Genomic DNA, 22,073 nt, shown 5'->3' with positions numbered 1-22,073 from the left:
TTTCTCCTTGCCGGGGCGTTCTTATAGCGGCCAGAATTTGCCGCTTCAGCCCGCCCAAGGCCAATGTTCAGGGACTTTGTTAGAGGTTTTGCAACAGTCGTGCCGATGCCTCAGCATTCTCGTTCGCAGTGGTCATTACTTTGACCTGCATTTCGTATTGACGAGAGAGCTGAAGGTTGGAAATCATTTCTTCCACGGCGTTCACGTTCGAGCTTTCAAGAAAACCGGACGCCACTCGCTGAGTCGCGTCAAAAGGCTCTGGACCGTCGATAGCCTGATCTTCCTTGCGGCGGATAAACCCGTCTACGCCTTTCTCCAGAGCGTCTCGCGGCGGATTCACCAGTTTCAGTCGATCGACCTCCACCAGCTGATCCGGCGGGCCACCGACAGGGACAACGGAAATGGTTCCGTCAGAACCAACCTGAACGTTATCGAAGGGTGGAAGCGCCACCGGGCCACCGTTGCCCATGACCATTTCGCCACTGGACAGACGTACCAGGCCGTTGACATCAATCTGCAAGCTTCCTGAACGGGTAAAGACCTCTTCACCCTGCTGATTCTGAACCGCCAGCCAACCGTCACCGTCAACAGCAACGTCGAGTTTGCGGCCGGTGTCCATAAGCGCTCCGGCGGACAGATCGGTCCCGGGTCGCTCGGCCATGGCATAGGCTCGTGTGGGATGGTGCTCACCAAAAACCGGCATGCTGCGGGCCTGCGCGAAATCGCGCTTGAAACCGGTCGTGCTGACGTTGGCCAGATTGTTGGCGTGGGCGCGCTGCGAGAGCATGTTCTGCTTTGCGCCAGACATTCCAATAAATAGGGCTTTGTCCATGGGAAAACTCCTGCCGGAATTTTGACTGTTTTCAGTCGGTTTTCCGTATTGCTGCAGGAGTTATGCCATGTTGCCTATTTTCGGACTTTCTTTAAGGATTACCGAAGGTTGATGATGGTCTGGGTGACCGCATCAGAGGTTTCGATAGTTTTGGCGTTGGCCTGATAGTTCCGCTGGGCAATGATCAGGTTCACCAGCTCGGCAGACAGGTCCACGTTGGATTCCTCGACCGAACTCGCTTTGATCGCACCCAAAGTTCCGGTGTCCGGCGCGCCTATGATCGGTTGTCCCGAATCAAAGGTTTCCACCCAGGTGGTTTCACCCACGGGAGACAGCCCGTTCGTGTTACTAAACGATGCGAGAGCTACCTGGCCTAAGGATTGGGACTGGCCATTGGTATACCGGGCAAACAACACCCCTTCGTCTGATACATCCAGACCGGACAGCCGCCCGGTGGTGAAACCGTTCTGCTGTTGGTCGGTAACACCAAAATCACTGCCGTACTGCGTCGTTTCCGCCAGATTCAGCACGAATGCTGAAGTGGTCGGGGGTTCCGGGATGGGCGTGGTGATATTTGTTCCCGGTGCAGGCGGGCCGTCGGCGCCGTTAGGTGTGCCGTCGGCGGCCTTCGGCGTCCAGTCGTCCACAAGGATCTGCCCGTTGGGGTCACCATTAATGGATTGAAGGTTGCCGTCCTGATCGAACCGGGCCTGGTATGGGTTGGTTCCGGTACCGCCCACGAATTCGCCGTCAATCTGCAGATAGACAGACCACTCGCTCACACCGACGCCGTCACCGGGAGCTGGCTGCTTGACATAGAACTGAGTGATTTCATGGGAGTTACCCAGGCTGTCAAATATGGTCGTGGTGGTTGCGTGATTGTAGGTTCGTTGATCGTCCGGGGTGAACTGATTGGTGATATTGATCGAACGGGAGGTCCAGGACGCCGTCAGGTTCGTGCCGCCGCCTGTCGATGCAATATCGGTGATTTCCCGGTCAGCCTGGGGCCGCACGGTACCTACGGTTGTTTCCGGTGCCTGGGAAGGACCGTCACTGGAAAAACCGGCGGTAAGGTTGTTGCCCCGGTTATCGATCAGTCTTAGGTTGCCACCGACCAGGGACGCAGACACCGTTGGCGCCTGAGCCGCGTTGATCGCGGTCACCAGAGACGCAGCGTCCGTCACACTGACGGTATCAACCGGCACATTAACATTTCCCACTGACAGGTCGAAGGAGAAGTTGCCCGCCGCTATCGCGGCGTCGAGATCCGCTTCACTGATGCCTTCATACTGCGTGGTGGCAGACGCTGACAGACCGTCCGGGCCGTTCAGTACATCCACCACGTCCGCCGCCGAATAGTCCCCGACGTTGGTGGGATTGATGGTAGTGGTCACCACCGAACCGTCGTCATAGGTGATTTCGAAGGTTTCCTGCGGGAATCCGGTTGCCGGAGGAGCCACTGAGAAATCTCCCATATCGGCAACGCGCCGTTCCAGCACCGGCTCGCGCGAGTCCAGGTTCAGGTCCGACTGCAATTCGGTGGTGCGGCGTGGTGCCAGATTGCCGGATTCGATCTGCAAATCCCCACGAATGCCCGACAGGTTGCCGTCGTCGTCCGCGATAAAGCCCTGCACGCGCATGCCCTGATTGTTGGTAATAAAGCCGTCTTTATCGACACCGAACTGACCAGCGCGGGAATAACGGATTTCACCACCGTTATTCAGGACGAAGAAACCGTCGCCATTGATGGCAAGGTCCAGGCCGTTGTCGGTAAAGCTGATATTACCCTGGCCGAACGACTGCTTGACGTCCTGCACCCGAACGCCATCACCGACGGTGTTGCTGCCACCGCTGAGAAAACCGCTGGCATATAGGTCCCCAAACTCCGCCCTGCTGCCTTTGAAACCCACCGTGCTGGCATTGGCAATGTTGTTACCGGTCACGTCCAGGTCAACCTGCGATGCCCTTAATCCACTGAGACCCGTGTTAAAAGCCATACTTCTACCCCTTGCTGTGTTCCGGTCTTAATTGATCTGCTGAACGTCTGACAATGCGATGGAGCCCATGCCAGCCAGGTTCAGAGTGACGCTGCCGCCCTGGCCGAGGGAAACGCTATCCACGTTTGCACTGACCATGGTGCCCAGCTGTTGTTGTCCTTCCGGGTATGATGCCTCTGCGACTACCTTGTATCGGCCCGGTGGCAAAGAATTGCCGTTTCCATCCTTGCCATCCCAGTTAAAGCCGGTTACGCCCGGCTGCTGAGACCCAAGGTCCATTTGCCTGACCCGCTCACCGGACTCGTTTTCGATAGACACTCTCAGCCCTGACGTGGTGGCCGGTACTTCAATGTTGCCGGAGATTTCGCCGTCAGCCCCCAGGACGCCATAATTGGAGGGTGCCAGAACGGTACGACCCACCATGGCGGAAGCCTGCAAGGCCTGGGTCGAGCGGAACTGGCTGACCACGTCATCAACGCTGCCAGAAAGGCTCTGCATCTCTTCCAGTGAGCTGAATTGCGCAAGCTGGGATATAAATTCCCCATTGTCCTGAGGTTCCAGCGGGTTCTGGTTTTTAAGCTGCGCCAGCATCAACTCCATGAACTCGTTCTTGCCGAGCTCATCGCCACTGCCGGTCTTCTCCTGCTCCAACCGATACTGGCTCAGCACATCCTGGACGTTTGTCGGGTTAACAACACTCATAAGGATTCCCTCACTCGATTACTGCTGACCCAGGGTCAGGATGCGCTGCATCATGGACTTGGCGCTGTTCATAATGTCGACATTCATCTGAAAACTTCTGGAGGACGACATCATGTCTGCCATCTCTTCCACAACGTTGACGTTCGGGTAAAACACGTAGCCGTCTTCGTTGGCAGCGGGATGGTCAGGCTCGTAGCGCATCTGAAGCTCCGCATCACTTTCAACCACACCTTCAACTCTGACACCTGCGCCCGGCCCCTGATCACTTGGCAATGCCAAGCCCTGCTGCGAGGGATTCAACATGGACTGCTGAATGGCCGCAAAAACCGGCTTACGCGCCCGGTAGGTCTGGTCAATGCTGGAACTGGCGGTTTCCGCATTGGCGATGTTTGACGCCGTGGTATTCAGACGCAGCGACTGCGCTGTCATACCGGATCCTGCGATGTCGAAAATGCTTCCCAGAGACATATTCCTGCTCCCCTATTCGTTAGATCGCGGCCCGGTTACTGACCGGAAAGCGCCTTTTTGATGCCGGTAATCTTGCCGTTCAGAAACTGAAAACTGGCTTGATAATCCATCGCGTTACGCATAAATCTGGTTTGTTCCTGCTGGGCATCCACCGTGTTGCCGTCCACCGACGGCTGATGCGGAACCCGATACATCAGTTCACCGTTTGGTCCCGACGCTGAGGTGTCCATGTGGTTCTCATGGGTTCTGTTCATGCCCAGACCGGTCATGTCCTGCTTGGCTTTTTCCATCATCGCGCCGAAATCAACGTCTCGGGCTTTGTATCCCGGTGTGTCGGCATTCGCCAGATTATTGGCCAACACTTCTGCACGTTTTACACGGGCTTCGAGGGCCTGTTGATGAATCCCCAATGCATTGTCGAGGGATAGAGCCATAACGCCTCCAGAATCTTGGCTTACCGGTCAGTCTGTTTTGCCGGTTCTTCGCTTTGATAGGGTCAAAGCAATCGGAATGCCAGTTTGGAGAAGTTACGCTGAAATGGGCGTGGGGAGCGGGTTTGGCCGATTTGCGACCAGCAGGGGCAATGGCGATGCGGCAAGAGATTTCCCCTTGCCGCCATGGGGCAATGAGATCGCACCGATCAGACGGGCCACCTGCTCACATACGAATCTTTATCCGGGCGAGGTACTGCCGGTTTCTCGCTGGCGACGGAACCGACATAAAGAAAGCCGGTGATCAACTCGTTGTCTTGAAGGCCAAGTCCCCTGGCAACCGACTCGTTGTGGGCCATGGCACCTGTTCGCCACATACCACCATAACCGGCAGACTGGAGTGCCATCAGCAAGTAACCCATGCCGACCGCAGCAGACATTGTCTGCTCCAGTTCTGGCACTTTCGGGTGAGACTGGTGGCAGGCAATGCCCACAATGACCATCGGCGCTCTTTGCGGCGCTCGACGAAGCTTTTCTACTTCCTGCTCTGTGGCAGCGTCACTGCAAGATGAAACAAACAACTCGCCCAGTCTTTCGAGGCCGCCCCCTTCTATGACCAGATAACGCCAGGGCCTCAGCAAGGCATGGTCTGGCGCTCTTGCTGCACAGGCAAAGGCCTTGTCCAGTGTCTCCGGATCCGGTGCGGGCGCTTGCAGGCGCGGCTCCGAAGAACGATTCAAAAGTGCGTCAATGACGTTTGTCATACTGCCTCATCGGTCAATAACTGTTTCCAATGAAACCTGAATAGCCAAAGAGGCCAACCGGTTCTTGAAACCAATTGTGTGAATTGTGACACACACGGTTTGCTGTTAGTCTTTGGTCGTAATTATTACCAACAATAAACGTGTACCGCTGATGCCAATAAGCCGACAACAGCTCTTTCGGGAGTCTACCAGAGTCAATGGCTGCTTTCCCGGCGAGCCTATCGAAGCAATCAGTCGCAGCGTGCTGCGGTCCGCATCAGATTCTGAATGATGAACGCACCTGTTGATTTAAGGAACTCGGCCTCGCCTAACAAGAGCGCCTCCAGCAAAAGTGCTGTTCTGGACTCCCAGAACAATCCGGTGGCTATTCCGCCGATGCCGGATTATAGCGGGCGTATTCTTGCCTACACCGCCACAGGCAGTGTCATCGCCTCGGGTCTTGCTCAGGATTTGTTTCCCACCTGGATGACCTGGACGCTCGTGGCCGCCATTCTCTGGCCGCACATTGCCCATCAGCTTACTCGTCGCACCTTCCTCCGTAATTCCCCGCGCGTTCGTCAGAAAATGCTGCTGGTCGATTGCGCCATTGGAGGCGGGTTTATCGGAACGATTGGCCTGGTCGTTATTCCTTCAGTTTCCGTTTTGCTGATGCTGATGTTCAGCTGCCTGATCATAGGCGGTGTCAGACAGTGGTTTTTCGGCACGCTGATTACCGGTGCATCCATCGGCGCAGCGATTTCCGTTGTTGGCCTGGCTCCGTCTCCTTATTCGCCACTCGCCACCAGTGTGGTCTCGATCCTGGCGACCGGCTGCTACATCTGTGTGACCGCCTTCTATTCCCATCAGCAGGCGCGAGCCCTCATGATGGCGAAGACCCAGATTCAGAACCAGCGTGAGCAATCCATTGCACTCTCTCACAAGCTTTCCAAATATTTGTCGCCACAGGTCTGGCAGTCGATCTTCACCGGCGAACGGGACGTACGTCTCGAAACCCAGCGCAAAAAGCTCGCGGTTTTCTTCTCCGATATAAAGGGCTTTACCGAGCTGTCTGAAGAAATGGAGCCCGAGGCCCTGACAGAGCTGCTCAACCATTACTTCAATGAGATGTCTGAAGTGGCCCTGAAATACGGCGGCACCATCGACAAGTTCGTTGGCGATTCCATCATGATTTTCTTCGGTGATCCCACCAGTCAGGGCCAGAAGCAGGATGCCCTGTCGTGTGTATCGATGGCCATAGACATGAGAAAGCACATGAAGATCATGCGCCAGAAGTGGCGTAGCCAGGGCATCAAAACGCCCCTGGAAATCCGCATGGGCATCAGCACCGGTTACACCACCGTGGGGAACTTCGGCGCTGAGAACCGCATGGATTACACCATCATCGGTAAAGAGGTGAACCTGGCCAGCCGGCTTGAGTCCCTGGCCGAGCCTGGCGAGATCCTGATTTCCTACGAAACCTTCTCGTTGATCAAAGACCGGATCATGTGCCGGGACAAAGGTGAAATTACCGTGAAAGGCTTTGGACGGCCGGTACCGATCTACGAAGTGGTCGATTTCCGCCGGGACATGGGGCCACACCGAAGCTTCATGGAGCATGAACACAGCGGCTTTGCCATGTACCTGGATTCCGACAAGATCACCGAGAAAGAACGCGAGTCCATTCTTTCCGCCCTTGAAGACGCCGCAGACCGGCTGAGGCGCGAAGAATAATCTACTGCCGTATTAGCCGGGGGCCCAGGCTGGCATCCGGTTGCGTGCTTCTCAACGGATTGATATCCAGCCCACCGCGACGCGTGTAACGCGCACAGATTGTCAGCGCCTCCGGCGCACAACGTGCCATCAGATCGGTAAACATTGTTTCCACACAGTGCTCGTGGAAATCCTGAGTCTGCCGAAACCCGACCACATATTTCAGTAGTGACGCCCGATCAATTGCCGCTCCGGTATATTCGATTAAAACGGACGCCCAATCGGGCTGCCCGGTCACGGGACAGTTGCTCTTCAACAAGTGGGAACAGAGACGCTCGGAGATCTGACGATCGGCATCGGCACGCAACACTTCGGGCTGATAGTGGTACTCAACGCCCTCGACGGGCTCATCGTCAATCAGCACGAAGCCATCCGGCCTACCGGCAAGACGGCCGCTGTCGTCTACGGAATGCAAAGTGACGGACACCGCCCCGCCACTGACACTGGACAGGTCCTGCTCGATGACCTCCCTGACCCGGTCAGGAGAAGAAAACACCGCCTGGTTCAGTGAATTGAGGTACAGCTTCATCGACTTGGATTCGACGATGGAAGGCGAGGCGCAGGGAACCGAGATCTCCGCCCAGGCCACTGCCGGCACCCCACTCGGTCGCAGCCACGAAATCTCCCAACCTTGCCACAGGTCTTCACCAAACCAGGGCCAACGGCCATCCTCGAGCCCGATACGGCGCCGATTCACGTCACGAGCAACGGGAAATAGTAGCGTTGGATCGTAGCTGTCCGGGTATTCACTGGACTTGCCCAGCGGTGCATCGATAAGTGACATAGCCAAACCTTTTAAAGACAGCGTTAGCTGCGAATGCCCTTGCCTCTGTTCAGCATACGCAAGGCCACCGCCGAAAGGAGCGTAATAAACACCAGAATCATCCCGAGAGCAATAAAGGGGTTTACATCCGATACACCAAGAATGCCAAAGCGGAACGCATTGATCATATAAAGAATGGGATTGATCATTGAGACGCCCTGCCAAAAGGCCGGCAACAGATCGATTGAATAGAACACGCCCCCCAAATAGGTCAGCGGCGTCAGCACAAACGTGGGCACAATTGAAATGTCGTCAAATTTGGTGGCCAACATGGCATTGATGAAACCACCAACGGCAAACAGCGCCGACGTGAGAAAGACCGTCAGGATCACCATCGGAAGGTTGTGAATCGACAATCGGGTGAAGGCCAGCGATAACAGGGTGACGATCAGCCCGATCCCCAGACCTCGCGCCATGCCGCCGGCCACGTACCCGGAAAGAATAATCCAGTTTGGCACCGGGGACACCAGCAATTCTTCGATACTTCGCTGGAATTTCATCGAAAAGAACGAAGACACCACGTTGGCGTATGAGCTGGTAATCACCGACATCATGATCAATCCAGGCACGATGAAGGCCATATAATCGAAGCCACCCATACTGCCAATACGAGACCCAATCAGATTGCCGAAGATAATGAAATAGAGCGTCATGGTGACGGCCGGTGGGAGCAGTGTCTGCGGCCAGATCCGCATGAAGCGTCGCACTTCGCGGACCACAATCGTATTGAACGCGGTCATCATGGCATCGGTTCTCATGCCGCGCCCTCCTGACTTACCCGGGTTTGTTCCGCGTTCTCTTCGACCATACGGATAAACAACTCCTCCAGGCGGTTCGCTTTGGTTCTCATGCTGACGACGCGAATGCCTTTTGCTTCAAGTTCAATGAACATGCCGTTCAGGCTGTGCCCTTTCTGTACTTCGACCAACAACGCACCTTCATCGTCCAGCCGACAATCGAAATTCTTCAGTTCTGGAACCGCTTCCAGTGGCTTGTCAGTGTCCAGCACAAAGGTCTCAACGCTCAGCTGCTGCAGCAGATCCCGTTTGCTGGTGTGCTTCAGGATCTTGCCGTGATCGATGATGGCAATGTTTCTGCAAAGCGCCTCGGCCTCTTCCAGATAATGGGTAGTGAGGATAATGGTGGTGCCCTGGCGGTTCATCTCCTCAAGAAAGGCCCACATGGAGCGCCGCAGCTCGATGTCCACGCCGGCGGTCGGCTCGTCCAGTATCAGCAGTTTTGGTTCATGAACCAGCGCACGGGCGATCATCAGCCGACGTTTCATGCCGCCTGAGAGCATGCGGGCGGGAGTGTTACGCTTATCCCATAAGCCCAGCTGCTTGAGGTATTTCTCAGCCGATACTGCGGCTTTGCGAAGTGGTATTCCGTAGTAACCAGCTTGAGTGGTGACGATGTCGTAAACCTTCTCAAACTGATTGAAATTGAACTCCTGGGGAACCACGCCCAAATTGAGCTTGGCGTCAGAAAGGTGGGTATCAATATCTGAGCCAAACACCCTGACCTTGCCCGACGTCTTGTTAACCAGGGAACAAACGATACCCAGGGTAGTGGATTTTCCGGCGCCGTTTGGCCCAAGAAGGGCAAAAAAGTCACCCTCTTTGACGTTCATATCAATGCCCTTCAGCGCAGCAAAGCCGTCGCCGTAAGTTTTGACAAGATTCTCTATTTCTAAAGCGTTGGTCATGTCCATTCCATATTGAAGCGGATCGGGCGGAAGCTCATTCAATGGCGGCCCTGACCGAAAATTTCAAGGTGTCGTCCCGGACAGATAGCAGTGACGAAAACCCCAAACTGCGACAGGTTTCCCGATATAGGGCGCCAACGATCCCTATAATGCCGGTTACAACAATTTACAAACATTGCTGCGGCCCGCTAAAACCGGGGGCAACAGGCTGACCTGAAGCAAGGATGTTCCCACAACCATGAGATCCGTTCACCTCAAGACAGGCGCTCCATTACTGATGTCCGCTCTCCTTTTGGCGGGCTGTCTCGACGATGATAAAAACGGTGGCAGCAATGGAGCAGAGGTGGGTCAAATCACCCCGACGGGGATCTCCGGCCTGACCTATCAAACAGCCAGTCAACGCGGCAAAACCAACGAAAAGGGCGAATACGAATACTACCCTGGCGAGGAGCTGACCCTGTGGGTAGGAGATCTTCAGCTGATCAGCGGTGTGCCAGTAGAGCCGGTTGTGACGCCGCTCGAATTTTTTACCGACGAGCGGGAAGCCCTGAAGATCGCCGGCACCACCGAGGAAGGCCTGCAAAGCCACCGGATTACCGAGCAACAGCTGGTGCAAACATCCGACCCGCTCATTAATTTAACGCGTTTCCTGCTGACGCTGAACTGGCGGATGAGAACCGCAGATGGTCAGGGTATTGAAATCCGGGAGCGTGTTATTGAACAGCTGAATGCCACTCTGCCCTCTCTGACTGACCCAATCGACTTCAACGTGCCGCGTGGAGAATTTGCCCTGGACGATGACGATCGCCTGTCCCCTGCCAATCAACTTTTGGCAGAGATTTGTTTTTACCCGCCGGACAATGAGCTTTGCCAGGAACCTCCCACCCAGGAAGCCATCGATAATGCTCCGCCCCGCCCAGAAGATCCGGAAGATCGGGACGAAGATGTCGAATACAAGGAAGACAAGGAAAACCTCAGGGATCGGATACTGAAGTCCATCAGAACGATAGCTGATATTGAAATCACTACGGCAGAGAATTTTCTGACTCGCGAACTGGATATCATCAGTACCGATCTAGCGATCGAGTACTATCTGGACGAATTCGTCGCAGACTTTCCACAGTCCGATACCGCCATCAAGAGCATAGACATCAAGAAGATAGGCGGCGAGCCCTCACTGGCAAATCTGGAGGCAATCAGTACCCGGGATCAAGACGTCGTCGTGCACTCATTCAGCTGGCAGACGGCTTCGGTGGAATACTTCCTCGACGGCGAGGCAGGCGGTGAGGCAGAGATTCTGGTTAATTTTAAACCCGACGACACCTATCGCTGGATCAAAAAGTCTCTGAGGGTTGTGATTACACCCTGATCATCTGAGAAAGCGCCCAGCGGCTTTCGGCGCCGGTAACATCGTAGTGCTCAGGATGCAGGCCCTCAGTGCCGGAGGGCAAACACTCAGCGATGGACATCGTGTCGTGCGCGTCTTTGCCTTCATTGTACTTCGCCAGATCAATGATCTTGGCGGTCTTAAGGGGCTTGTGAGTGCGATCTGCCATTACCATGACCTTCGGCCACAAACGACGCTCTGACGAATGGGACACCACGACACCGCGCTGGCCATCATTCAGCTCAACCAGACTGCCCGTGGGGTACACCCCTACAGCGGCGATGAACTTCTCGACCAGGTCTTCCTGAAATTCAATGTTGCGCAGCTCATAAAGCATGCTGACCGCCCTGGCCGGAGTCATTGCCTGAGACATTTCCCGCGGTCCAACGAGCGATTCAAAGTATTCAGCCAGGCCAGCAATTTTCCCCAGTAGCGGAATGCGGTCGCCGCGCACGCCTTCAGGAAAACCGGAACCATTGTGACGCTCCCGGTGATTCTGCACCACGCTCAGGACCGCTCTGGAAACACCTGAATCCGACAGACGCTGGACACCTTTCTCAACGTAGGTGCGATACAGTTCAAAGTCGTCTGACTCCAACCGACCTTCGTTTTGCACCAGACGTTCAGGCAATGCGAGTTTACCGACCTGAGAAAGCAGGCATCCCATACCGAGGTGATTAAGCAACCCTTCGTTCAGCCCCAGTTCACGACCACAGACCAAAGCCCACACGGCCGTGTTGACCGAATGCTGATAGGTGAAATCATCGTATTGACGGGTGCGGCTCAACCACAGCATGGCATCAGGGTTACGCACCACACTGGACACCATACTCTGAGTTGCCCGGGCAATCTCCGTCAGATCAGGCGGTTGGTTGCTTTTGATGGACTCGAACACCTTGGTCAATGACCTGTCTGCATCGGCCATCAACCGGCGGGAAACCTTCAGTTCCTTTCTCAACGAGGTGACCTTCTGATGGGCTACCGGCTCGCGAATATTCAAAGGTGGAAGTTTTACTTCCTGCCGCGCCCTGTCCTTACTTTTCTTCTGGCGGCCAAACACCAGTTTGCCGCCTGAGCCGGTCTCTTCAATCGCCTGGCGTGCCTCGGCCACATCCACTGCAACCCACTTGCAATAAGAGGTCAACGCACGGATGTCATCCTGTGAACGGATAGGAAAACCCTGGATGGGGAAAGGGGTCTGGTGCCACGGACGATCCAGATCAGACACAAACATGCCGATTTCGAGATCGTGTACAAACACTTTTTTTGTCTGAAAGCCCATGGAGCACCTCTGCATCTATACTTCGAGATGATTCCATTTTGCAGGATAGACCGACAGAGTCCATTACATTTATGTTGAGTCGAGTAACCCGAACAACACAAACAGTAACCAAGACTATCACCGAGCAACAAAATGTAGTGACGTGACCCTGGTCACACCGCTTTATTCATTATAGACGAATTCTAATGGAACGGAGGCCGTCTATTCGTCGTCGCAAATCGAGTCATCAAGCTCCGGGGGTTTACTATCGAGTCGTCCCCGGACGCCTTTACGACTGTGAACGGTATAAGGAACCGGAGACGCCCGCAGGTAATCAGTATTTTCCGTTTCATCGCCTATCTGGCGGCTAGTCTCGACGGGGCGGCAGCTGACCAATAACTTCAGCGACGTGGAAATATCGGTCACCAGCGCATCCGGATCCGAGGGGTTCACTCGAATGCAGGCGCGTTCATCGAATTCCCGTCCCATATCATCCGCAAAATGGTCCTGACCCGACGCACCACAGGCTCGAATGCCAGGGGCGCAATCCTGATCATCAGCGCCCGTGTGAGTGCGATCCACGATTCGCCAGGTTCTGGTGCTGCACTGGGTTTCCAGAGTTATTGGTGTCGACTGATCGTCGCTGATCCACCAATCCGGGTAGTCAGCCGTTTGCCATGTCACCTTGACCTGCCGCTGCTCGCCTGTCGAATTTTCAGCAGGAAACACCGCGTAATGCGTGTAGTAAGAGGCGCAACCTGACAGAAGCAGCGGAATTGAAGCAAATAGTCCTTTTGCGAGACCAGGATTCATTGTGTTGAAAAACCTCATTCATCTTCGAACTGGAGACCAAACCCATCGTTGGTTTTGCGAACGACCACCATATCCAGCACTGGCGCCGGAACGGGCAGGCCCTGCACCTGGACCGTCAGCTTGTCGCCAATCTCGGGCTCGAAGGGTTCTGCATCCACAACGATGAACACACCCCCGTCGGATATATCTCTCGTGGAAAAGACAAACTCACCCTGCGAATCGTGCACAACCTTTACCTTGGCGCTCATCGCGGTTCGAGAATGTATCCTTCTTTCATTACCAGCCATAGTCCCGGCACTCACCACTTTTCGCATAGTTTTTATAGTCTTCCGAAGCATAGCACTATTTCTGAAAGAAGTTCGCCCTACCAGTTGACACTGCGATTAACACAAATGAGAATGGTTCCGGTTATCAATATATTTTATTTCAACCATGACGGAAAGTTGACTATGAATCTCAAGAAAATGACGACGGCGATTTCAGCCGCAGCCCTTCTCGCCCCAATGGCTGTCCAGGCCGAAGGCGAAGTGAACATCTATTCCTATCGTCAGGCTTACCTCCTCGAGCCGCTTCTTGAAGCCTTTAAAGAAGAAACCGGCATTGACACCAACGTGGTATTCGCCAAGAAAGGCCTTGCAGAACGCCTCGAGCGCGAAGGCCGCAATAGCCCAGCAGACGTAGTAATGACGGTGGATATTTCCCGTCTGAGCGAACTGGTCGACCGCGACCTTGTACAAGGCCTGCAGAACGACGAGCTGGAAAGCAACATTCCTGAAAACCTGCGTCATCCGGAAGGCAAATGGTATGCCCTGACCACCCGTGGCCGTCTGATTTACGCGTCCAAAGAGCGCGTCGAAGAAGGTGAAATCACCACCTATGAAGAACTGGCTGACGAGAAATGGGACGACCGCATCTGCACCCGCAGTGGCAAGCACCCCTACAACATCGCCCTCTTCTCTTCCATGATTGCGCACCACGGTGCTGAGTACACTGAAGAGTGGCTGGAAGGCCTGAAAGACAACCTCGCTCGCAAGCCACAAGGCGGCGACCGCGACCAGATCAAAGCAATCCATGCTGGCGAGTGCGACCTTTCCATCGGTAACAGCTACTATTACGGCAACATGCTGATGGACGAAAATCAGCGCGAAGCGGCAGAATCAGTGCGCCTGATTTTCCCAAACAACGATGGCCGTGGCACTCACATCAACATCAGCGGCATTGCGCTGACCAAGAGCGCTCCTAACCGGGAAGACGCCATCAAGCTAATGGAGTTCCTGAGCACACCGGAAGCGCAGCGTATCTACGCCGAAGCAAACACCGAGTACCCGGCAAACCCATCGGTAGAGCCTGCGGGCATTGTTGCCGAGTGGGGCGATATCAACCCGGACTCACTCTCACTTCAGGAAATCGCTGACCACCGTAATCAAGCCGTGAAAATGGTGGATCGGGTCGATTACGACAACTGATCCAACGTTGTAAAAAGCCCGCAAATCATTGCGGGCTTTGCCTCCCCGCACTAGAATCCCCTTCTTACTCTTTCTCATTCTTATTTGCATAAGATGTAATTTCCTAACCAGAGGAACGACATGTCCGAGGTGATCAACGCCACCCAACAGAGCGCCCCACCGGCGTTGCTGGCCAGGCGAACCTCGAAACGCTGGGTTGTCTCCGCTGCACTAATAACCCTGATTGTTGCCCTGCCGGTCATCTCGGTACTGTTCCTGGCATTGTTCCCGGAAGAGAACATCTGGCCACACCTTATCGATACAACCCTGCCCCGTTACCTGGCTACCACGCTTCAGTTAATGCTCGGCGTCGCCATCATTACCCTGGTGCTTGGGCTGTCCACCGCCTGGGCCGTCACCATGTGCGAATTCCCGGGGCGGCGTTTTTTCGAATGGGCGATGCTGCTGCCCTTTGCGGTACCGGCTTACGTCATCGCCTATGTGTACACCAGCCTGCTTGATTACGCCGGCCCGGTGCAGACGGCAATGCGGGAATGGTTTGGATGGCGAAATGCGGCAGACTACTGGTTCCCGGAAATCCGCAGTGTCGAAGGCGCCACACTGATGATCGGGCTGGTGCTCTACCCTTATGTGTACCTGTTGGCCCGAGCCGCCTTCCTGGAACAGTCACCATCGTTATTCGCCGTCAGCCGGAGTCTGGGGCACTCTGCCATCAGCACCTTTTTCAGGGTGGTATTGCCCATCGCACGGCCAGCCGTGGCGGTCGGCCTCTCGCTGGTTCTGATGGAAACCCTCAATGACTTCGGCACAGTGGATTTCTTTGCAGTACAGACGCTCACCGCCGGTCTGTTCGACACCTGGATGAACCTCGGCAACCTGGGTGGAGCGGCACAGATTGCGACGACCATGCTGGCGTTCGTAGTGATTCTGGTGACTCTGGAACGCTACTCCCGGCGCAAACAGCAACAATTTGCCGCCAGAGACAACCGCGACCCCATTCGCCGATTCAAAATGTCTGGGCCTCGCCAGGCACTGTGCATACTGGTCTGCGCCGCACCCGTCATTTTTGGTTTCGCGATCCCAGCGTTCACACTGGGCCAGTTTGCCTGGGAATACTTTGATGAAAGCTGGAACGACACCTTTGTGCGCAATACCCTGAACAGCCTGTTCCTGTCCAGCGCTGCCGCCATGACCACGTTGATTATTGGTGTCACGCTTGCCTACAGCCGTCGCCTCCATGACACCCGAGGCATGCAGGTCATGATGCGGCTATCCAGTCTGGGGTACGCCATGCCGGGAGCCGTTCTGGCGGTTGGCGTCATCATTCCGCTGGCCGGGTTCGATAACTGGCTGGACAGCATCATGCGGGAAACCTTTGGTTTCAGCTCTGGCCTGCTACTTAGTGGCTCGGCGTTCGCGCTGATTTTCGCCTACACGGTACGCTTTCTGGCGGTATCCGCCGGCAGTGTGGAAAGCGCCCTGCAGAAAATCACGCCCAGTATGGACATGGCGTCACGCTCTCTGGGGCACACGCCCGGTGGGACACTGATCCGCGTTCATCTGCCGATGTTGAGAGGCACGTTGCTGACGGCAGCGCTGGTGGTGTTCGTCGACGTCATGAAGGAGCTTCCGGCGACGTTAATACTGCGGCCCTTTAACTTCGATACCCTGGCAACCTATGTCTATCAGTACGCGTCTGACGAGCAGCTTGCGCGCAGTGCCCTGCCATCGCTGGTGATTGTATTGGCGGGTATTATTCCGATCATCCTGATGAGCCGGTCGATCTCAAAAACCCGCTCGATCGGCTGAGGCCCTCAGATGGGCAGCTTAGAACGGACGTCCTGCACCACAAATCGGCCCTGGAACACCGCAGCAGGTTCCTTCACAGGTTCCAGCGTCGGCTCTCCGCAGTAGACCTCAGCGATCAGCGACATCCTTCCCTTCCCATGTCGTGCAAGGCTCTTCCGGAAACGATCCGGCACTTCGCCACCGGGCAGACGGCAAAGCGCAAAGAACTGGGAGTTTACTGGCTCAATGTGTTCGATTTCCCCGACCTGAATGACCGCATTACCCTCAAGGCCAAGGTCGGACAGAACCAGTTCTACCAGCCCCCAGGCAGATATCACCGCCACGGAATAAACGCTGCCACCGAATCCGGTACCCTGATGATTGTGATTTGGCTCGAGAGGTGCGCTGACCATCAGCGCATGGCCGTCATAAGACTCCAGACGGACGCCCAGAGCCTCAGACAGCGGAATCATTTCATGAATGCGTTTTTGAAAACGACCTAACTGGGTCATATTTCCTCCTGAAACTGACCCAGTTTAGGCATTGCAAAAGCATTTCCCTATGCGACTTATGTCGGCATTCAGGACTTACTGCCAGATGACAGGCTTGCGTTTCGCGTACCAGTTATCCACCTGATCCTGATAAGCATCCTCTACCACATTACGCTTCAGTTTCAGCGTTGGGGTCAGGAAGCTGTTCTCGATGGACCACTCGTCGCTGACTACCGTGATGAACGCCAGTTGTTCGTGTGGATCAACGGTTTTGTTCACGTCACTGATCAACTTTTTGAAGCTTTCCTCAATTTCCTTGCGGAACTCTTCGTCGGCCATCTTTGGACGAATCTCCTCGCTCAGCATCACCAGCGCGTGTGGCTGGGTCTGGTTGGCACCAGATACGCAGACCATTTCGATGGCATCGTGAGACATCAGGCGATTCTCAATCGGCGCAGGCGCAATGTATTTGCCCTTGCTGGTCTTGAAGATCTCCTTGATGCGGCCGGTAATCTTCAGTCGGCCCATCTCGTCGATTTCACCCTTGTCGCCGGTCTTCAGGAAGCCGTCTTCGGTGAAGGTTTCTTTGGTTTTCTCTTCGTCCTTGTAATAGCCCATCATGGTGGCCGGGCTCTTCACAAGCACTTCGCCTTCGTCGCTGATCTTCACCTCAACGCCCGGCGCTGCTTCGCCTACATAACCGGTACGCGAACGGCCTGGCTTGTTCATGTGCGAGTAAGCAAAGTTCTCGGACATGCCGTAGCCTTCAAGCAGCTCCAGACCCAGGTTGCGGTACCAGTCCAGAACGTCGTGGGACAAAGGTGCCGAACCACTGCCAGCCAGCTTGACCTTGTCCAGGCCCAGGTTCTTGAGCACCTTCTTCTTGATCAGACCCCGAACTACCGGAATCTTCATCATCTTTTCCATCTTTTCCCTAGGCAGTTTCTGCAGCACGCCGTGCTGGAACTTCACCCACAGACGGGGAACCGAAAGGAACAAGGTGGGACGGGCACGCTGAAGGTCCTGAACAAAGGTGTCCAGGGATTCCGCGAAATACAGCTGGAAGCCGGAATAAATCGAACCCAGCTCGACGTAGGTACGCTCGAACACGTGGGCCAGCGGCAAATACGACAGCATGCGCTCTTCCGGGCCAACACCCAGCACTTCCGCGCCACCGACAGCGGCAAACGCCATGTTGTTGAAACTCAGCATGACACCCTTCGGGCGGCCCGTGCTGCCAGAGGTGTACACAATGGTGGCCAGCTCGTCCGGATCGCGCTGAACGTTCTCTTCAAGCGGCGGATATTTGGCAACAATGTCGTCCCAGGACTCGAAATCGTTGGGCGGGCTAAGCGGGTATGACAGGCAGCGCACAGATTCAGGCACGCCCGATTTCATCATGTCCCAGTCGTCCAGCTTACCAACAAACAGAACCTCGACTTCGGCGTGGTTCAGGATGTAGTTCACGGTGTCAGCATTCAGGGTTGGGTACAGCGGCACGGAAATGTGGCCGGCCATCCAGATTGCCCAGTCGGACATGATCCACTGAGCGCAGTTTTTGGAAATAATGCCGACCCGGCTCTTTTCAGGCAGGTTCAGCGATTTCAGATAGGATGCCATTCGGCGCGCTTCATCCACAGCACGCTTCCAGGTGTATTCAACCACCTGGCCATTACCGATGGGCTGCGTCATATAGAGGGAGTCAGGTATGGTCTTTTCCCAGTGGTAGACCATATCTAGAGGTAATTTATTGGTAGTGTCCATGTACCTTCCTTGCTTGCTGTTATCTATTTTTATGTGTATCAAACGTCGATATACGACTTTAGTCGAATAAGCGGTAGTATTCTAAACCATCGAGCGGTACCCGATCTAACTAATTCACTTTCTCACATTACCCGCGATTATTGTTATTTGATACATAAGCATACTGACGTTAAACCGCCAATTTGTAAGACAGTTTCACAAAATGGCGCGTAGTTGCCAGTTTATCGTCGCCCCGGCACCACCCTGCCTCATTTTTTGCACAATTTCTGAACACTACATCTTGTGGTTTCTCTGAAAATGCCCCAACGCGGGGATTTGTCAGGGCTTATGCTAAATGCAAGCCATCAGTGATTGATTTTCTTTGTAGATGGCCGCCAGTTCATAGTTTCTCTCCTTCTTCACAGAACACTATATCCTGTTATACTCGTTGCTAATTCGCCCATATGTAGGGTTTCCTGAACACAATCAGAACAATCAACATCAGGACCCGGCGCTGTATATGGCCGCGAAAAGCGCATTCCGCCGCACCTGGCGCCCCGCCGCAGCGTGGGTAATGCCGGGGTGGTCAAACACCAGATCTAGTGGTTTGGAAAGACGTACCAGACTTACGTATTTAAAGAATCTTTGAAACAAGGGGCGTGGCCTGCCGGTCCAACCAACAGGCCACAAAGAACTGAACGATTGAATTGATGAAACAGAGGGTGGCAATGAACGCTAAAGCACAGGCCGTGATAACAACAATTCCAATGCAGGATGCTTCGCTGGATATCTGGAGCAGCAAATACCAACTGAAGACCAAAACCGGTGAGCCGGTTGATAAAGACATCGAAGCAACCTATCACCGGGTCGCCACCGCCCTCGCCCAGGTCGAAAACAAGAAAGATCGTGAGAAACACGTTAAAGACTTCCTGTGGGCCCTGCGCCACGGTGCCATTCCGGCTGGCCGTATTACCTCCAACGCCGGCGCCGAAGCGCACAAGCCTGCTACCTCCACGATCAACTGCACCGTGTCTGGTTCTGTTCAGGATTCCATGAACGACATCCTGGAGAAGAACCACGAAGCCGGCCTGACCCTCAAAGCCGGCTGCGGCATCGGGTATGAGTTCTCTACCCTGCGCCCGAAAGGTGCTTACGTGGCTGGCGCTGGCGCCACGACCTCTGGCCCGTTGTCCTTCATGGACATCTTCGACCGCATGTGTTTCACGGTGTCCTCTGCCGGTGGCCGTCGCGGTGCCCAGATGGCCACCTTCGACGTGCATCACCCGGACGTGATCGACTTCATCCAGGCCAAGCGTGAAGACGGCCGCCTGCGCCAGTTCAACCTGTCGCTGCTGATCACCGAAGACTTCATCGAAGCCGTGCGCAACGGCGACGACTGGCATCTGTCTTTCCCGGTCACTGAAAAAGAAGCCGCAGACGAAGGCCTGGACCTGAACGACCCAAGCCAGTTCGTATATCGCGATTTCCCAATCCAGAAAGGCTACGTGGTCAACGATGAAGGCAAAGTGGCGTGCAAGATTTACCGCACCCTGAAAGCCCAGTTCATCTGGGACACCATCATGACCAGCACCTACGACTACGCCGAGCCAGGCTTCATCCTGATCGACAAGGTCAATCAGATGAACAACAACTGGTTCTGCGAAGACATCCGGGCCACCAACCCCTGCGGCGAGCAGCCCCTGCCCCCGTATGGCAGCTGCCTGCTGGGCTCTGTGAACCTGACCATGTTCGTGGACTATCCGTTCACCGAAAAGGCCAGCTTCAACTATGAGAAATACCGCAAAGTAGTTGGCATCTTCACCCGCATGCTGGACAACGTGGTAGAAGTAAACGGCCTGCCACTGGAACAGCAGCGCCACGAAATCACCTACAAGCGCCGTCACGGCATGGGCATTCTCGGCCTGGGTTCCACCCTTGCGATGCTGCGCATGCCTTACGGTTCTGAAGAATCCGTACAGTTCACCGAAGACGTCGTACGTGAAATGGCCGTTGAAGGCTGGAGGCAATCTCTGGCCCTGGCCGAAGAAAAAGGCGTGGCACCGATCATGGACGACGAGTTCGAGGTCACACCCAAGATGCTGACCAAGTGCCCGCAGCTTTCAGAAGACGGCTACAAGCTGGGTGACAAGCTGAAAGGAAAGGTTCTGCACGCCAAGTACAGCAAGTACATGCAGAAAATTGCCAGCGTAGAGCCAGAGCTGATCGAGAAGCTGGCCGAGAAAGGTGGCCGCTTCACGCACCACACGTCCATCGCGCCGACCGGTACCATCAGCCTGTCGCTGGCCAACAACGCCAGTAACGGCATCGAGCCAAGTTTCTCGCATCACTATGCGCGTAACGTGATCCGCGAAGGCCGCAAAACCAAAGAGAAAGTGGACGTGTTCTCGTTCGAGCTGCTGGCCTACCGCCACCTCGTAAACGCAGGTGCCATGCCGTTCTCCGAAGACGCTGAAAAGCAGCTTCCGGATTACTTCACCACGTCCGACGACGTCAGCCCGGCACAGCACGTGGACATCCAGGCGGCCGCGCAGGCATGGGTAGATTCCTCGATTTCCAAAACCGCTAACGTGCCTACAGACTTCGCGTACCCGGATTTCAAAGACATCTACATGTACGCCTACGACAAGGGCCTGAAGGGTTGCACCACTTTCCGCTTTAACCCGGAGGCCTTCCAGGGCGTGCTGGTTAAAGAGAAAGACCTGGAAAACACCCTGTACGAATTTACGTTGGACGACGGCAGTAAAGTGACTCTGAAAGGCAACGAAGAAGTTGAGTACGACGGCGAGTTGCATTCCGCCGCGAACCTCTTCGACGCCCTGAAAGAAGGCACTTACGGAAAATACTGAACCGGAACAACCGACATAGGACAAACACCATGACCGTTAAAATCAGCAACAAAATCGTCGGTTACCGGGTCACCAAGGCTGACCCGGAAGCCACCCAGGAAGCACCTGCACAGCCGCAGGAAATGCAGCCGGTTCGGATGAACGAAACCATCGAGCGCCCGGACTTCCTGCTGGGCACCACCTACAAGATCAAGCCGCCGGTGGCCGAGCACGCGATGTACATCACCATCAATGACATCCTGCTGAACGAAGACACCGACCACGAAAGCCGGCAGCCGTACGAAGTGTTCATCAACTCCAAATCGATGGAGCACTTCCAGTGGGTTATCGCTCTCACCCGCGTTATCTCTGCGGTATTCCGCAAAGGCGGCGACGTGACCTTCCTGGTGGAAGAGCTGCGCAGCGTGTACGACCCCAACGGCGGCTACTTCAAGAAAGGCGGCGTGTTCATGCCATCACTGGTTGCTGAAATCGGCGCCGTGATCGAAAAGCACCTGAAGGCCATCGGCTTGCTGGAAAGCGAAGAAATGAGCGAGACCACCAAGCGCATCCTGGCGGAAAAGCGTGCGGAATTCGAAGCCAGCCACACCACCGCCACCAACGATGACAAGGCCGGCGATTATCCGCCAAACTCCACCATGTGCGGCAAGTGCAACACCAAAGCCGTGATCGTGATGGACGGCTGTGCTACCTGCCTGTCTTGTGGCGATAGCAAGTGCGGCTGAAGTGACTAATCAGCCAGGCTAGACAATGGGCCCGGAGTGAAAGCTTCGGGCCTGACGGCCG

Annotated in this window: 20 protein-coding genes; 6 read left to right on the top strand and 14 right to left on the bottom strand. The window is 55.1% G+C overall.

What is annotated here, in order from left to right:
- Positions 1-79: 79 nt before the first annotated feature.
- The 6 genes from QLQ17_RS08130 to QLQ17_RS08105 form a co-directional block, all read right to left on the bottom strand.
- The gene (locus QLQ17_RS08130; RefSeq protein ID WP_283209091.1) at positions 80-832 is read right to left on the bottom strand and encodes a flagellar basal body rod protein FlgF; all 753 of its coding nucleotides are present in this window, start codon (positions 830-832) and stop codon (positions 80-82) included.
- Between the two features lie 98 nt (positions 833-930).
- The gene (locus QLQ17_RS08125; RefSeq protein ID WP_283209090.1) at positions 931-2,829 is read right to left on the bottom strand and encodes a flagellar hook protein FlgE; all 1,899 of its coding nucleotides are present in this window, start codon (positions 2,827-2,829) and stop codon (positions 931-933) included.
- Positions 2,830-2,856: 27 nt separating this feature from the next.
- Positions 2,857-3,531, bottom strand: coding sequence for a flagellar hook assembly protein FlgD (locus QLQ17_RS08120; protein WP_283209089.1), 675 nt, complete (start codon positions 3,529-3,531; stop codon positions 2,857-2,859).
- Between the two features lie 18 nt (positions 3,532-3,549).
- The gene (gene flgC / locus QLQ17_RS08115; RefSeq protein WP_283209088.1) at positions 3,550-3,999 is read right to left on the bottom strand and encodes a flagellar basal body rod protein FlgC; all 450 of its coding nucleotides are present in this window, start codon (positions 3,997-3,999) and stop codon (positions 3,550-3,552) included.
- Positions 4,000-4,034: 35 nt separating this feature from the next.
- Positions 4,035-4,433 carry a flagellar basal body rod protein FlgB gene (flgB, locus tag QLQ17_RS08110; protein ID WP_283209087.1) on the bottom strand — a complete coding sequence of 133 codons (399 nt, stop codon included), beginning with the start codon at positions 4,431-4,433 and terminating at the stop codon, positions 4,035-4,037.
- A gap of 206 nt (positions 4,434-4,639) precedes the next feature.
- Positions 4,640-5,194, bottom strand: coding sequence for a nitroreductase family protein (locus tag QLQ17_RS08105; protein WP_283209086.1), 555 nt, complete (start codon positions 5,192-5,194; stop codon positions 4,640-4,642).
- Positions 5,195-5,461: 267 nt separating this feature from the next.
- Here QLQ17_RS08105 and QLQ17_RS08100 point away from each other — a divergent pair, with 267 nt between their 5' ends.
- The gene (locus tag QLQ17_RS08100) at positions 5,462-6,904 is read left to right on the top strand and encodes an adenylate/guanylate cyclase domain-containing protein (RefSeq protein ID WP_283209085.1); all 1,443 of its coding nucleotides are present in this window, start codon (positions 5,462-5,464) and stop codon (positions 6,902-6,904) included.
- A gap of 1 nt (position 6,905) precedes the next feature.
- Here the strand turns inward: QLQ17_RS08100 and queF are convergent, their stop codons facing one another.
- Genes queF through QLQ17_RS08085 form a run of 3 tightly spaced genes read right to left on the bottom strand, consistent with a single transcriptional unit; the run spans position 6,906 to position 9,471 of the window.
- On the bottom strand, positions 6,906-7,727 hold the full coding sequence (gene queF, locus QLQ17_RS08095; RefSeq protein ID WP_283209084.1) for an NADPH-dependent 7-cyano-7-deazaguanine reductase QueF: 822 nt from the start codon (positions 7,725-7,727) through the stop codon (positions 6,906-6,908).
- 23 nt (positions 7,728-7,750) lie between these two features.
- On the bottom strand, positions 7,751-8,524 hold the full coding sequence (locus QLQ17_RS08090; protein ID WP_283209083.1) for an ABC transporter permease: 774 nt from the start codon (positions 8,522-8,524) through the stop codon (positions 7,751-7,753).
- Positions 8,521-9,471 (bottom strand): ABC transporter ATP-binding protein, encoded by a 951-nt coding sequence (locus QLQ17_RS08085; protein WP_283209082.1) that lies wholly within the window; start codon positions 9,469-9,471, stop codon positions 8,521-8,523. Before QLQ17_RS08085 ends, QLQ17_RS08090 begins: the two co-directional genes overlap by 4 nt.
- A 277-nt stretch (positions 9,472-9,748) precedes the next feature.
- On the opposite strand from QLQ17_RS08085, the gene QLQ17_RS08080 reads away from it, so the two are divergent.
- The gene (locus QLQ17_RS08080; RefSeq protein WP_283209081.1) at positions 9,749-10,840 is read left to right on the top strand and encodes an organic solvent ABC transporter permease; all 1,092 of its coding nucleotides are present in this window, start codon (positions 9,749-9,751) and stop codon (positions 10,838-10,840) included.
- On the opposite strand, the gene QLQ17_RS08075 is transcribed toward QLQ17_RS08080, so the two are convergent.
- From QLQ17_RS08075 to QLQ17_RS08065, 3 genes are all read right to left on the bottom strand, one after another.
- Complete coding sequence (locus tag QLQ17_RS08075) at positions 10,830-12,140, bottom strand: HD-GYP domain-containing protein (protein WP_283209080.1); 1,311 nt, start codon at positions 12,138-12,140, stop codon at positions 10,830-10,832. The genes QLQ17_RS08080 and QLQ17_RS08075 overlap by 11 nt on opposite strands.
- A 201-nt stretch (positions 12,141-12,341) precedes the next feature.
- Positions 12,342-12,932, bottom strand: a complete 591-nt coding sequence (locus QLQ17_RS08070) for a hypothetical protein (protein WP_283209079.1) — start codon at positions 12,930-12,932, stop codon at positions 12,342-12,344.
- 14 nt (positions 12,933-12,946) lie between these two features.
- Complete coding sequence (locus QLQ17_RS08065) at positions 12,947-13,219, bottom strand: PilZ domain-containing protein (protein ID WP_283209078.1); 273 nt, start codon at positions 13,217-13,219, stop codon at positions 12,947-12,949.
- A gap of 162 nt (positions 13,220-13,381) precedes the next feature.
- On the opposite strand from QLQ17_RS08065, the gene QLQ17_RS08060 reads away from it, so the two are divergent.
- Both QLQ17_RS08060 and QLQ17_RS08055 read left to right on the top strand, forming a co-directional pair.
- Positions 13,382-14,398: a Fe(3+) ABC transporter substrate-binding protein gene (locus QLQ17_RS08060; RefSeq protein WP_283209077.1), complete on the top strand. Its 1,017-nt coding sequence runs from the start codon at positions 13,382-13,384 to the stop codon at positions 14,396-14,398.
- 120 nt (positions 14,399-14,518) lie between these two features.
- Positions 14,519-16,207, top strand: coding sequence for an ABC transporter permease (locus tag QLQ17_RS08055; protein WP_283209076.1), 1,689 nt, complete (start codon positions 14,519-14,521; stop codon positions 16,205-16,207).
- A gap of 5 nt (positions 16,208-16,212) precedes the next feature.
- Here QLQ17_RS08055 and QLQ17_RS08050 read toward each other — a convergent pair whose 3' ends face one another.
- Both QLQ17_RS08050 and QLQ17_RS08045 read right to left on the bottom strand, forming a co-directional pair.
- A complete protein-coding gene (locus QLQ17_RS08050) occupies positions 16,213-16,698 on the bottom strand; it encodes a thioesterase domain-containing protein (RefSeq protein ID WP_283209075.1) in 486 nt (161 codons plus the stop codon).
- Between the two features lie 75 nt (positions 16,699-16,773).
- Positions 16,774-18,441 carry an AMP-binding protein gene (locus QLQ17_RS08045; protein WP_283209074.1) on the bottom strand — a complete coding sequence of 556 codons (1,668 nt, stop codon included), beginning with the start codon at positions 18,439-18,441 and terminating at the stop codon, positions 16,774-16,776.
- 707 nt (positions 18,442-19,148) lie between these two features.
- On the opposite strand from QLQ17_RS08045, the gene QLQ17_RS08040 reads away from it, so the two are divergent.
- Both QLQ17_RS08040 and QLQ17_RS08035 read left to right on the top strand, forming a co-directional pair.
- Positions 19,149-21,287 carry an adenosylcobalamin-dependent ribonucleoside-diphosphate reductase gene (locus QLQ17_RS08040; RefSeq protein ID WP_283209073.1) on the top strand — a complete coding sequence of 713 codons (2,139 nt, stop codon included), beginning with the start codon at positions 19,149-19,151 and terminating at the stop codon, positions 21,285-21,287.
- A 29-nt stretch (positions 21,288-21,316) separates the two neighbouring features.
- On the top strand, positions 21,317-22,012 hold the full coding sequence (locus QLQ17_RS08035) for a TSCPD domain-containing protein (RefSeq protein WP_283209072.1): 696 nt from the start codon (positions 21,317-21,319) through the stop codon (positions 22,010-22,012).
- The last annotated feature ends 61 nt before the right edge of the window (positions 22,013-22,073 follow it).

The organism is Marinobacter sp. CHS3-4, assembly GCF_030053415.1.
In the GTDB taxonomy this organism is placed as follows: domain Bacteria; phylum Pseudomonadota; class Gammaproteobacteria; order Pseudomonadales; family Oleiphilaceae; genus Marinobacter.
The sequence above is the reverse complement of the archived record's forward strand: the minus strand, read 5'-3'. Positions and strand labels throughout refer to the sequence as shown.